Annotated in this window: 12 protein-coding genes; 7 read left to right on the top strand and 5 right to left on the bottom strand. The window is 43.3% G+C overall.

The genetic code is table 11. The annotated features are described in order from the left end of the window. Window positions 1-159: 159 nt before the first annotated feature. A complete protein-coding gene (locus ACFFUV_RS04065) occupies window positions 160-897 on the bottom strand; it encodes a tRNA-uridine aminocarboxypropyltransferase (protein WP_390189897.1) in 738 nt (245 codons plus the stop codon). A 109-nt stretch (window positions 898-1006) separates the two neighbouring features. Here ACFFUV_RS04065 and ACFFUV_RS04060 point away from each other — a divergent pair, with 109 nt between their 5' ends. After that, the gene (locus ACFFUV_RS04060) at window positions 1007-1771 is read left to right on the top strand and encodes a sterol desaturase family protein (RefSeq protein ID WP_390191831.1); all 765 of its coding nucleotides are present in this window, start codon (window positions 1007-1009) and stop codon (window positions 1769-1771) included. A gap of 2 nt (window positions 1772-1773) precedes the next feature. On the opposite strand, the gene ACFFUV_RS04055 is transcribed toward ACFFUV_RS04060, so the two are convergent. Further along, a complete protein-coding gene (locus ACFFUV_RS04055) occupies window positions 1774-3807 on the bottom strand; it encodes a methyl-accepting chemotaxis protein (protein ID WP_390189895.1) in 2034 nt (677 codons plus the stop codon). Window positions 3808-3870: 63 nt separating this feature from the next. Here ACFFUV_RS04055 and ACFFUV_RS04050 point away from each other — a divergent pair, with 63 nt between their 5' ends. Next, on the top strand, window positions 3871-4416 hold the full coding sequence (locus ACFFUV_RS04050; protein WP_390191828.1) for an NlpC/P60 family protein: 546 nt from the start codon (window positions 3871-3873) through the stop codon (window positions 4414-4416). Between the two features lie 4 nt (window positions 4417-4420). Here ACFFUV_RS04050 and ACFFUV_RS04045 read toward each other — a convergent pair whose 3' ends face one another. Continuing rightward, the gene (locus ACFFUV_RS04045) at window positions 4421-4765 is read right to left on the bottom strand and encodes a DUF3802 family protein (RefSeq protein ID WP_390189893.1); all 345 of its coding nucleotides are present in this window, start codon (window positions 4763-4765) and stop codon (window positions 4421-4423) included. Window positions 4766-5059: 294 nt separating this feature from the next. Here ACFFUV_RS04045 and ACFFUV_RS04040 point away from each other — a divergent pair, with 294 nt between their 5' ends. Beyond that, the gene (locus ACFFUV_RS04040; RefSeq protein WP_390189890.1) at window positions 5060-5926 is read left to right on the top strand and encodes a fructosamine kinase family protein; all 867 of its coding nucleotides are present in this window, start codon (window positions 5060-5062) and stop codon (window positions 5924-5926) included. Between the two features lie 112 nt (window positions 5927-6038). Continuing rightward, on the top strand, window positions 6039-6242 hold the full coding sequence (locus tag ACFFUV_RS04035) for a CPXCG motif-containing cysteine-rich protein (protein WP_390189888.1): 204 nt from the start codon (window positions 6039-6041) through the stop codon (window positions 6240-6242). Between the two features lie 11 nt (window positions 6243-6253). On the opposite strand, the gene ACFFUV_RS04030 is transcribed toward ACFFUV_RS04035, so the two are convergent. Beyond that, window positions 6254-6865 carry a riboflavin synthase subunit alpha gene (locus ACFFUV_RS04030; protein ID WP_390189887.1) on the bottom strand — a complete coding sequence of 204 codons (612 nt, stop codon included), beginning with the start codon at window positions 6863-6865 and terminating at the stop codon, window positions 6254-6256. A 121-nt stretch (window positions 6866-6986) separates the two neighbouring features. On the opposite strand from ACFFUV_RS04030, the gene ACFFUV_RS04025 reads away from it, so the two are divergent. Then, a complete protein-coding gene (locus tag ACFFUV_RS04025; protein ID WP_390189885.1) occupies window positions 6987-8357 on the top strand; it encodes an MATE family efflux transporter in 1371 nt (456 codons plus the stop codon). 108 nt (window positions 8358-8465) lie between these two features. Then, window positions 8466-9425, top strand: a complete 960-nt coding sequence (locus ACFFUV_RS04020) for a DUF3080 family protein (RefSeq protein WP_390189883.1) — start codon at window positions 8466-8468, stop codon at window positions 9423-9425. Between the two features lie 4 nt (window positions 9426-9429). On the opposite strand, the gene ACFFUV_RS04015 is transcribed toward ACFFUV_RS04020, so the two are convergent. Beyond that, window positions 9430-10275, bottom strand: a complete 846-nt coding sequence (locus tag ACFFUV_RS04015; RefSeq protein ID WP_446697911.1) for a DNA ligase — start codon at window positions 10273-10275, stop codon at window positions 9430-9432. 605 nt (window positions 10276-10880) lie between these two features. Between ACFFUV_RS04015 and ACFFUV_RS04010 the strand changes: the two genes are divergently transcribed. Further along, window positions 10881-12527 carry a pectate lyase family protein gene (locus ACFFUV_RS04010; protein ID WP_390189880.1) on the top strand — a complete coding sequence of 549 codons (1647 nt, stop codon included), beginning with the start codon at window positions 10881-10883 and terminating at the stop codon, window positions 12525-12527. Window positions 12528-12542 lie beyond the last annotated feature (15 nt).

The raw sequence follows: 12542 nt of genomic DNA, 5'->3' as shown, positions 1-12542 counted from the left end.
AAATCATGTTTCAATAAAAGTAAAAATCAACAAATTGAACGCATTATCTACTAGAGCTACGCCTACATACCGTGACCAAAAGCGAATTTATTTCCTAGTTGATGAGGTTATAAACAGCAATAGGTAACCAATTATGATTTGTTCGACTCATTTCTCGTTTTAGCCTTGCATTTTTACATGCTTTTTATAGCTATCTAAGCAACTATCACGCAGCTCAATATTACTTTTGATTCGAGTTTTACTGAGCATATAGGACTCACGAAATACATCAAACCACAAAGACAGGGTTTTCGACGTAAAATCATCACCTAATTCGCGGATAACAATAGAAGCCACCTCAGCAGTCGACAAATGATTGTCTTTACTTGCTTTGCGCATTAAATACTGAGAGACCACTGTCGGCTCAACAGAAATGACCGGTAAGGAATGTAAATACTCAGAGCGGCGGAAAATGCGCTTCGCTTCGCGCCAACTGCCATCGATAAAAATAAGCAGTGGGGTTTTATTGCTTTTTGTATAGTTTGTCAGAGACAAAAGCCGTTCTGGCTGATCAACGTATTCTTCGGGAAAGACTACCATCGGCTCAAAACGTGGGTCCTCAAGGAGTGCTAACATTTGCGAATTTGGTTCGGTGCGATGCCATTGAAACGCGTAAGTTTCAGAAACAGTATCAGCAATCAGTCGCCCGGTGTTGCTCGGTTTTAGAATTTCGTTATCAGATAAAATCAGCAGTACCGCAAAGTCAGTTTCAATGTCGGGCTGCCATTGACAAATACAGTGTTGCTGTACGATTTGGCAGGCAGAGCAACGCATGACCTTGCCCCCTCGTGCGTTAAAGGGTTTCGTTGATTGAGACAGACGCTGTTGATACAAGCGGTGGAAGTTATGGGTTCTCATCACATTGGCGAATTAGTGGAAATCGCGGACGATTGTACTTACAGTTGGCATAGTTGCAACTGAGGGTTAGGAATAAAGCGTGGCCGAATCAAGTGTTTTGCGGTTGTTCATGTTTGTCGGTGTCTTCATCGTCTGTGCGATGTGGGAGTTTTATGCTCCGCGGCGAGCGCTTTCACTGACGCGCTGGTTACGTTGGACGAATAACTTAGGATTGGTTGGGTTCAATACGCTGAGCGTCATGCTGTTTATGCCTTTGGTTGCCGTGGATGTTGCTATGTTGATTGAGCAATCTAATCTTGGTCTCATGCATTGGCTGGGCTTACCGCTGTGGTTGAATATATTTATTGCTGTGGTGATACTCGACCTCGCGATATATGGACAGCACGTTCTATTTCACTTTGTGCCCTGGTTATGGCGTCTACATCGCGTTCATCATGCCGATCAAGATATCGACGTCACGACTGGCGTACGTTTTCATGTATTGGAAATTGTACTGTCACTTTTTTATAAAATAACCCTCGTGGCAGTATTAGGCGTTTCGGTTTGGGGAGTGATCGTATTTGAAATCCTACTCAATGCCAGCGCGATGTTTAACCACAGTAATGGGCGCTTATCGAATTCATGGGACGCTGCGCTGCGCAGGTATATTGTCACCCCAGATATGCATCGTGTTCATCACTCCACACGACCTCAGGAAACTCACTCTAATTTCGGCTTTTGCTTGTCGATTTGGGATAGGTTTTTTCACACCTATGTCGCCCAGCCAAAATGTGGCCATCAGGATATGCAAATTGGCCTTCCGATATTTCGTGTTCCACGCGAGCAGCGGGTTGATTACATGTTAACGCAACCATTTAGACGTCCAAAAGGATAACATTAACCCAAGCGATACTTATTCAGCATGCTCTGCTGATGGCCAGCGCTACTCGCTACCTGCTGCGCACTTTCTACCATTGCATCAAGTTGCAATTTAGTGTTATCGCTTTGCTCTGATATATGAGTGATAGAACCGCTGACGTCTGCCGTCGCTCTCTCTTGCTGCTCTGTGGCAACAGTAATTTGTTCGACTCGAGCACGAATTTGCTCAACGGATGATCGGATTTGCTCAAACGCCTGTTGCATCGACTCACTGGACTGCTGGACGTAACGCATCTCTTCGCGAGAGCTTTGCACTGATGAGCGTGAACGATGGGCTGAGGCAATCAATTCATTCATACGGGTTCGAATACTATTGGTTTGCTGTGATGTGTCTTGTGCTAATTTTCTCACTTCATCGGCAACGACGGCAAATCCTCGTCCTTGCTCTCCCGCCCTAGCCGCTTCAATGGCGGCGTTTAACGCGAGCAAATTGGTATTTTCGGCAATACCGGAAATCATATCGACCATACCACCAATTTGTTTTACGCGCTCATCCAACTCTGTCATGGCGTGTTCATTGCTATTCATAGACAGTTCTAAGTCACACATGCGTTGGTGGCTATCTTGAACCGCTTGCGCCCCTGATTGGGTGTGACTGACTGCCTGCTGAGCAACGTGATGACAATCATTGGTCACCGATGAGATCTCGCGAATAGACGCTTCTAATTCGGTGACCGTTGATACCATGTTCGCCAGCGATTGATTTTGATTGTCTAATGCGAGGTTGCTACGTTCAGCAGCTTGATGACTGACTTCGGCACTTTGATAAAGACGATTAGAATGGGTAGTAACAATACGTAAAGAGTCGGCGATAGAACGTCCGAGATCGCCCAGTTGCTGAGTAATTAATCGCAACTCTTTTGGCCCAGCGTAATGCGGTTGATGCGTAAAATCATCGCCAACCAAGCTTTGCAGGTAGTCGCGAATGGAGGCCAGTCCATGATTAATCCAGCGGCGTAATAATAACCAAGCGGCGACAATTAAGACAACCAAAACGCCGCCACTTATCATCAGCACACTGCGAATAGTGAGCATGGTGTTTTCAACCACATTTTGGCTTGTCACAATCATTTGGTTCGCTGTGCTTGAAATCTCGCTGAGCGTTTCTATGGTTTGATTGGCAAGTTTAACCGCTTGTTCAAGTTCCGATTTTTGCTGTTGAACTAGAGTTAACTTGGTCATTATCTGCTTTAAGACACCATTTTCAGAAAACCCCGACATTACCATTTCATAGGGCGCCGTTAAGCTAGCGAAATCATTGATATCCGTATGAAGTTGCGCGTAATCATCATACGCCAACTCAATGCCAGACAGACGTGTTTTAAGCTCTTTGTATTGTTGCTCAGCCTTTGCGATATCTGTTTGCATCAACATCATTAAGAAAGTGCTTTCCATCGATGTCGCCCCCGCTGAAAAACGGTTGGCAGCATCGATAGACTGAGGGTCCTCATTGGACAAAAAGGAACTAATACGTGTCATTTCAGGTCCAATCGAACTGATACCGTAGCGAAAACTCTGAACTTGCTCATCGATTGTCGTTTGCATATCCAGCAATCGACTTTGGGCTGACAAAATTGAGTCGGTAATGTTAAAAAGCTGCTGAATCCTGGTTTTTAAAGCTTGTTGCTGCTCATCGGTCACTGTGCCTTGATGAGCGTCTGAGATCTCAAAAACCTGCTGGCTTTGGGCATCAATTCTTTGTTGAAGGTCATCGACACTGGTTTGAATGGATTTCAGTTGCTGCTCGGATGCCACTTGGGAGCCGTAATTTAGCTGCTTAACCAGCTGCAAAACAGTTTGTGTTAAATCAGCATTACGCAGTGCTAGAGGCAAAGCGTTTTTCGATAAAAATGAGAACTCGCCTTCAATACGGCTAACGCTCTTAACGCTCGTTACTGACAACAACGCGACAAATATGGTAATGGTGATAAATAACACACTGATGGTTTGCAGTAGTGATAAATTCCATTTGGTGTGGTTTTTCAAACTCATAACAACAAAAGCTCAATCCAAAGTTTATTGGTTATGAGTTTATGGAGAAACTATTTCAGTAATATGTCATTTCATCGATTGATAAAAGCTGCCGTTTTACCGTTTGTTGGTTTGGCTTTACTGAGCGGATGTGCCAGCCAACCTGAAGTCAGCGACTTTAAACCTGCAGTAAAACAACCTACACGTCCATCAACAACGGAGTCTGCAAGCCAAGGACAGCGTGAACAAATTCTCAACTCATTTCTGCATGTTTTTAATCGCTGGGAAGGGGCGCCGTATCAGTTTGGTGGTACGACAAAAAGTGGCGTCGATTGCTCAGCATTTGTTCAAATCGCGTTTCGTGATGCGACACAAACTCAGTTACCAAGAACCACCTATTCTCAAGTTCAGGTAGGTAAGCAGCTAGGCTTTAGTCAGGCGCAGCCCGGAGATTTGGTCTTTTTTAAACCGTCGAGAAGTTCACGCCACGTTGGCGTGTATCTAGGAAATAAACAGTTTATGCACGCCTCGCAGTCTAAAGGCGTTATTATCTCTCGCCTCGACAACCCCTATTGGGCTTCTACGTTTTGGCAATTTCGACGAGTATTAACACCGCCGAGCACGCATTAAACTGTTAGTCGTAGGTTGCTACTGCAGAATCGAATAAGTTTTTTACTAAGGCGATGTATTCATCAAGAAATAAAATTTGCCCATTTGTTGCAGGTTTACCCCACACGCCAGCTAGGACTTCGCCTAAATCCTCAACAACCATATCTGCTTCTTTCAATAGCTGAAAACGAACACTAGAGTGCAACTCAGGATTTTGTTCAAAAATTGCCATGATGTTACTAGCCACCATGTCGGTTACTACATCTTCTACGCTCTCTTTACCAATATCGCCATCATCAGAAGCAAATATCTCTAAGTTGAACGCTAAGTGTTCGATTAATGCAAGATAACCATCGGTCTCTACAACCACACTTTCTCTCCATCTATTGATAAGGTCGTTTATAATCCTGTTCTAATACTAATTGATTAAAAATAAATTTCATAACATTCGGTGGCTTCTAAGCAATATTTTCTACATTGCCCTCAATTCACCCTGCCAGATAACCTGCGGTAAAATAGTTTCCACTGATGACAGCATAGCGTCTCTCGCATCGAGTTTAACTGAGTTTTTACTAGAAGTTTGAACGGCACTAAACTCTAAACGGTAATTGTTGATAAACTGTTCTACACTCTAACCCAGAAGATATTCTTCGCAGGAGTAACTATGTGGCAAGCGATTTCGCAGCAACTCTCTGAGACACTGCTTTTTGATTATCAAATTATCGAAAAACAGAAAATTCATGGTGGCGATATCAGCGAGTGTTACATGATCAGTGATACTCGTCAGCGCTATTTTATCAAAGTAAACAGCCGAGACTGCCTGCACAACTTTGAACTCGAAGCCGATAACATCGCGCTACTTCGCCAAACCAACACGGTATTTGTCCCTGAACTTGTTCATTTGGGGCACACTAAAGATCACGCCTTTTTAGTGCTTAACTACCTTCCCACAACGCCTTTAGATGATGCCGCTAATAGCTATAAGTTTGGCGAACAATTGGCGAAACTTCATACATGGGGCGATCAAAAAGAGTATGGCCTGGATGACGACAACTATATTGGTGAGATGCTCCAGCCCAATAAGTGGGATAAAAAGTGGTCACGATTCTTTGCCGAACAACGCATCGGTTGGCAGTTGCAGCTCATGCGCGAAAAAGGCATCGAGTTAGTCAATATCGCAGAGTTTACTCAATTAATACAAGATTTACTGAGTAACCACACACCGCGCCCTGCTCTGCTTCATGGTGATTTGTGGCATGGGAATAGTGCCGTATGTGCTGTGGGTCCGATGTGTTATGACCCAGCCTGTTACTGGGGCGATCGCGAGTGTGATATCGCAATGACTGAGCTGTTTGGTGGCTTTCAGCCTGAGTTTTATCAAGGTTATGAAAGTATTGCTCCCCTGCCCAATGATTACCCTCAACGTAAAGACATTTATAACCTTTATCATATTCTCAATCATTACAATCATTTCGGTGGGCATTACTTGGAACAGTGCCAGAAGATGATTGATGACATTCTGGCATATTAAGTGCTTAGCGATCACCTTGTTTGATAAGCATCGATGTCAATTTATGCTCGTCAGTCTCGAATTCGATATACACTAGAAGTGAGCGTTTTGATTGACTAGGAGCCGTAACCACATGGATGATTTAACGGAAAAGTTAGTGAAATGCCCGCATTGTGGGCAATCTATAGCCATCACATTGGATGCCTCGAATGGCAGTCAAGAATATTACGATGACTGCCCGGCATGCTGTAACCCAATTCACTTTCACTTAATGATCAATGAACAACGCGACAGCTTCGATCTGTTCATTGACGCAGACGACGAACAGATTTTTTAGGCTCAACGTGCTTACATCTCTCGAGCTGCGAGCACGCGCTCTACCGTGTTAACAATCGCTTGAGTTTGTGGATCAAATTCAACGTTCACTTTATCGGTGACTTGTTTAGACCCAAATAAAGTACGCTGCATGGTCTCAGGAATCAAATGGACACAGAAACGGTTGTCAGAGACTTGTCCAATCGTCAAAGAGCACCCATCGAGCCCAATATACCCCTTATCTAAAACGTATTTCATTTGCTCGACAGGAAGTTCAAACCAGATAGTTCGATTGTTTGGCGTATCGATAATCTCTACGATCTCTGCGGTTTGAGCAATATGCCCAGACATACTGTGGCCACCAATCTCGTCGCCAAATTTCGCTGCGCGTTCAATATTAACGTCATCACCTGCTTTCAATAATCCCAGATTAGTCGTTGCAAGAGTCGCTTGCATTAAGTCAAAAGAGACTCTGTTCTCATTCACTTGCGTCACGGTTAGACAGCATCCGTTGTGTGCCACTGATGCCCCTATTTCTAAGCCTTCAACCATCGGCTCAGTCATCTCTAAGACATGAGTTTGAAACGATTCTTTTTTGTCGATGGCGATCACTTTCGCCATTCCCATAACGATTCCAGTAAACACAGTGAAATTCTCCAAATTTTACGTAGAGCTTAGGGTTATATTTCTTTATTATGCGTGTCAATGGTAACAGAGATTACCTATCACGTCGCCAATCGGCCGGCGTCTATTTTGGAGTGTATCAGTGCAACTGTATAAAGAAGAAACCTCAACGCTGGTGAAGTTGGCGACACCAGTATTGATCGCGTCCATAGCCCAAACGGGGATGGGATTTGTCGATACTGTCATGGCCGGCGGTGTAAGCGCAACCGACATGGCCGCCGTTTCGGTTGCGAGCAGCGTATGGCTTCCAACCATCTTGTTTGGCATGGGACTGCTGATGGCCTTAGTCCCCATTATTGCCCAACTCAATGGTTCCGGGCGTCAAGGCAAAATCTCATTTGAAATTCAGCAAGGCATTTGGCTTTCAGCCATCGTCACTGTGCCGACGGTATTGATTCTGATGCAAACCCAGACTTTTTTGCGATGGATGGATATCGAAACCTTAATGGCAGATAAAACCATCGGTTATATGCATGCCATGTTGTTTGCAGTTCCTGCTTTTTTACTCTTTCAAACACTGCGCAGTTTCACCGACGGTATGTCTTTAACTAAGCCAGCAATGATCATCGGGTTTGCAGGGCTGTTATTAAACATCCCACTGAACTGGATTTTCGTGTATGGCAAATTTGGGGTACCTGCACTTGGAGGCGTTGGCTGTGGTGTGGCAACGATGATTGTCTATTGGTCAATGTTTCTGATGTTGCTGTTTTACGTTTTAAGCTCTAAGCGTATCGCCCATATTGCGTTGTTTAGCCAATTCCACAAACCCGACGGCAGAGCGTTATTCCGGTTATTTAAACTTGGTTTTCCCGTAGCCGCAGCATTATTTTTTGAAGTCACCTTGTTTGCGGTGATTGCACTGATGATTGCCCCGCTTGGTCCAACGACGGTGGCAGCACATCAAATTGCGATTAACTTCTCGTCATTGATCTTTATGTTACCAATGAGCATCGGCGCCGCAGTGAGTATTCGTGTTGGTCATCGGCTCGGAGAAAACAATACGCATGGTGCGATGGTTTCAACGCACGTCGCGATGGGATTAGGGATTAGTACTGCGGTTGTGACTGCTATTTTTACTGCGGTATTCAGAGAACCCGTTTCACTTATTTACACTGAAAATCGCTCAGTGATTGATCTGGCCATGCAGCTGCTTTTATTATCGGCTATTTATCAGGTCACCGATTCGATTCAAGTAATTGCTGCAGGTGCATTACGCGGCTATAAAGACATGTCCGCGATATTCACACGTACTTTCTTTGCCTATTGGATTCTTGGCGTTCCTTGCGGCTATATTCTGGGTATGACTGATTGGGTCGTCGAACCAATGGGCGCCGTTGGTTTTTGGGTTGGTATTATCGTGGGTCTCTCTTCTGCCGCGCTATTTCTTGGTTTGAGGTTACATTGGCTGCATCGCCAAAGCCATGAAACCTTGTTAACTTTCGCAGCTCGATAAACTCCACTAAAGACCAGCATTCGCTGGTCTTTTTTGTTATGTTTTCGTATAGGTGCTAGTGGTCTCAATTGGGTAACGATAGTGGTGATGCGAATATTGAGCTTAATATTGTTGAGCGCAGCTCTACTTGGCTGTTTCGACTCAACACCTCAACCAGAGCAACAATTTGATCATTACTTAGCAAGGATAGCCAATGTCCAAGAAAGTGCTCAGTTGGCCAGCCCTGAGCGTAGCTATCCAAGTTTACCGAGTAAACGTGAGTTAAAAATCGATATCCCTTCAATCACTTTGGGACTCTTAGAAAGTTATGAGCTTCGACACTGTCAATTGTTCGAGCTCATTGCACAACGCAATTCCTCACTAGGTAAAGTGCAAGATCAATTTCGCAACTACCAGTACCAAAATCAGCTCATTCGCGGGTTGAACCGTTGTCTCGCCCACCCAGAAATTTCGCCATCACTCAAAACCAAACTCAGTGATATTTTGGCTCAAAAGCGGCAGCAACACGTTCTGCATTTAAGTAACCTGTTGTTTATCAGTGACACCATGCGTTCACAACTGGTCAGTTATCAATGGATTGATCAAGGTATGTATGACCATGCTAATCAGGTGATCCAGGCGCTTTCTGTCATTAGTTCAACAGTTACGGGTTCAAACTCAAATGAGCGTTCTATTGTCACGACTCAACAAACGTTAGAAACCGTGCCGTTACTAGGGCGCTTGAGCTATTCGTTAATCAATGCGAGCCAGTGGCTGAAAGTGATTAATCAACAGCTTTATAGTAACGATACGAAAATAACGTGTGGCGCCCAACGCGACACCACCAAGTTAACGTATCTGCGTAATGTATTCGATAAATTCTATGTACGTCAGATTCAGCCTTACCTTGCGCAATTAGACCAGCTCTACTTTAGACTGCAACCCAGTATCCAGATTTTGTCGACGACCCACCCTAACTATCAATATCCGTTAGCACAACAACATCAGCGCTTTCATCGTCAGAGCGAACGGCATGCTAACTATTGGCAACAATTGTTTAAACGTTGCGGGATTCGAATTGGCCAATAGCCCGTTATTCAGCGCGCTCACGAATAAAACGAGCAAACTTGGGGATGCCATTTTGCGTATAGCCATTATAGCGAAATGTCACGCTTTGCCCTAACTGAGGTGGCTGGCGGCGAAGTCGGTCTGAAAACCCACTCCCTAAATAAAACTGAATGCCATTAGGAAGTCGAACTAACAAAGACCCCATCATTCCTTCGTATTTACCTTGACCCGGTTTGTATCCGACGACGATGGCTTCCGTGTCTTGATGCTTTTTTAACTTAATCAAAGTATCGCTGCGTCCGCTTTGATATAGCCTATCGAACCGGCGTAGCATCAACCCTTCTCCATTTTGACTAGCAATACTGTCGAGCTCAGCCATCAGTTGTGACTCTGAACTTATCGATCGCTGCTCAACAGCCTCCAAAAATGAAGAAGAAGTATGACTGACCAGTTGAGTGAGTGCTTTATAGCGTTGCTCAAAGGGTTGTTGTAACTCTGGCAAATCAAACGCCATAAACCGTATTTGTTGCCAAGCGGAGTCCACCGGTTTGGCATCCAACACGGTTTGCTGAACGAGATGAAATTGACCACGACCAGCCCAGAGCTCGCCATCAACTACGGTGTGAGGTAACGATTTTATAAACCATTTAGGAGGATTGAGCGTGCGTCCGCTTCGTGTCCTTAACTGTTGTCCATCCCATAGTACACGAATACCATCGAGTTTTTCACTGAGCCAATATGCACTGATGTCGAGTTCGTTGTGAAATTCACTTGCCTGCATCAACTCTGGGCTACGGTTTAACTCAATATTTTGAGCATGAGCGTCGATACTAACCAGTAACAACGCAACACTAAGAGCGCTTAATTTCAAAATCATTGCTTACCTCAATACTGTCTGTGATAAACAAATAGTGAAAGCAAAAATCAGAGCCGCAAGTTTTACCCAGTGGTTTCTTAATCAATTTTCGTTAATTTAGTAACTAACTCGCTTATCAATTTCACAAAAACCTCGGTTTCATCGATATCGTTAACCGTCATAAAGTTAAAAAATAAATCTAAAATATAAAAACAAGCATATTTTATTTAATTGGTCTCTTTAGGATTTATTTAGAGCATGAAAAATAAAACCCTGCCATTAATTTATAAATAACTTTTTATTGAATTTAATAGAAATACGACATAATTACATTTAATCTAACAGAATAAAATATTGACTCAATGTCACAAAACGATTTTATGTAACTAGATATCAATCGTACCTACAGCACATTTTTAAAATTTAAAAATCGACAAATTCATTCATCACTTCAAATAAACCAAATAATAATCAAAAAGTTTAGATAATAATCTTTGGTGATTAGAAATTTACATAGGTTGTTGTTATTTATATTTATTAGATCAATAACACAGTTTGAAACGTAACCCACAATTAATATGAAACCGCGTTTTAAATACAAACCAGGAAGGTTAAAAACCATGAAAAAAACTTACCTAGCATTACTATTACCTTTATTAATTGTTGGGTGTAATACGACTGATTCTGACGATAATACCGCCAATAATGGCAATGCTAATAATCAGGTAGCGGTGATTCAATCTGCCGATGGATGGGCTGCTGCAAATGGTGTTGTTACTGGAGGAGAAGGCGCAAGCGAGTCTCATATTTACACAGTCACAACACGCGATGAACTGATTGAAGCGCTTTATGGCGATGCTAATGCGTCACTTTCTGATCTGCCGAGCAATGAGCCAAAGATTATTTATATTAGTGGCACAATCGACCTAACTGCTGATGCAAGTGGCGCCTCACGCAGTGAGGAGAGTTTCATGGCTGAATGTGAAACCACGTTTGACGATTACGATACGTTTTACACCGCCTATCAAAATGAATACGACCCCAATGTTTGGAATAATCAAACTCTTGAAAATGGCGATCCACCGGATCCTTATGGTGAACTTGAAGAGCAACGTGACTGTTTCCAACATGCGCAAGCCGATTATATTAAGTTTAGAGTCGGCTCAAATACCTCAATTATTGGCTTAGGTGATGATGCCGAGATTAAATTCGGTACTTTATCACTGGGTCAATCAGGTGGTGAAGCCGTGCAGAACATTATAATTCGTAATATCGCGTTCAACGATGCGTTTGATATGTTCCCCGCTTGGGATCCCGGTGATTCATTTAGTATTGATGATGACGAATTAGGCGTTGGAAATTGTAGTGCCGAATACATTAGTGACGAGCAAAATCCTAATGCCTGCCCTTCTCGTGAAGGTGGCGGCCGCTGGAATTCAGAATACGATCTCATCAGTGTGGATAATGCCCAGCAAGTATGGATAGACCATAACTACTTTAGTGATGGTGAACGTACCGATGATCAATACCCACCGGTCTTCGATGCGCCTTACAACGCAAAAGAGCAGAAAGTTCAACATCATGACGGGTTAATTGATGTTACGAATGGTGCGACACAAGTTACGATCACTTATAACGTGTTTGAAAATCACGATAAAACCAATTTACTCGGTGGTAGTGATAATACCAACGCCGATCGTAACTATGGCCCGGGGTCAATTGACGTTACCTTCCACCATAACTATTGGCATAATACCGGCCAACGTATGCCACGCGTTCGATTTGGTCGGGTGCACGTATACAACAACTATTACAGCTTAAACAATAGCGATGTTCACGCGGAACCTTATTACCCAATGGGTGAAGCGGTTATTTTAGGTGCAGCGGCAAAAATCTTTGCGGAAAATAACGTGTTTGAAATAGCCACAGAGGATACGGAATCCGCTTCCGCTAAAATTGTCTCATATAAATCGAAACAATCGAAAAAAGAGCGCTGTCTTGAATATGGATTTACTGAGCAAGAGTGTTCTACCTATTTCTATTCCAGTGGAAATACGCTAGACGGAAATAACATAGATTTAACACCTATTGCTCAAGAACACGCCGAGTCAAGCAGCAGCAATGCCGAGCTATACATTATCGACCCAGACGCGACAGATAATTATTGGACACCTCAAATGGTTTATGATTATCAATTACAAAGTACAAGCAGTGTGAAACAGTTTGTGATTGATAATGCCGGTACAGGAAAAATAGATATTCAATAATAAAAATATAAATAG

Origin of the sequence: Vibrio olivae (genome assembly GCF_042428525.1) — a bacterium.
In the GTDB taxonomy this organism is placed as follows: Bacteria; Pseudomonadota; Gammaproteobacteria; order Enterobacterales; family Vibrionaceae; genus Vibrio; species Vibrio olivae.
This window is presented reverse-complemented; position numbering and strand designations above follow the sequence as displayed.

Coding starts and splice junctions, on each gene's coding strand:
- ACFFUV_RS04060 (WP_390191831.1), top strand. CDS start 1,007: ATGTTTGTCGGTGTCTTCATCGTCTGTGCGATGTGGGAGTTTTATGCT.
- ACFFUV_RS04040 (WP_390189890.1), top strand. CDS start 5,060: ATGTGGCAAGCGATTTCGCAGCAACTCTCTGAGACACTGCTTTTTGAT.
- ACFFUV_RS04035 (WP_390189888.1), top strand. CDS start 6,039: ATGGATGATTTAACGGAAAAGTTAGTGAAATGCCCGCATTGTGGGCAA.
- ACFFUV_RS04010 (WP_390189880.1), top strand. CDS start 10,881: ATGAAAAAAACTTACCTAGCATTACTATTACCTTTATTAATTGTTGGG.
- ACFFUV_RS04055 (WP_390189895.1), bottom strand. CDS start 3,807: ATGAGTTTGAAAAACCACACCAAATGGAATTTATCACTACTGCAAACC.
- ACFFUV_RS04065 (WP_390189897.1), bottom strand. CDS start 897: ATGAGAACCCATAACTTCCACCGCTTGTATCAACAGCGTCTGTCTCAA.
- ACFFUV_RS04050 (WP_390191828.1), top strand. CDS start 3,871: ATGTCATTTCATCGATTGATAAAAGCTGCCGTTTTACCGTTTGTTGGT.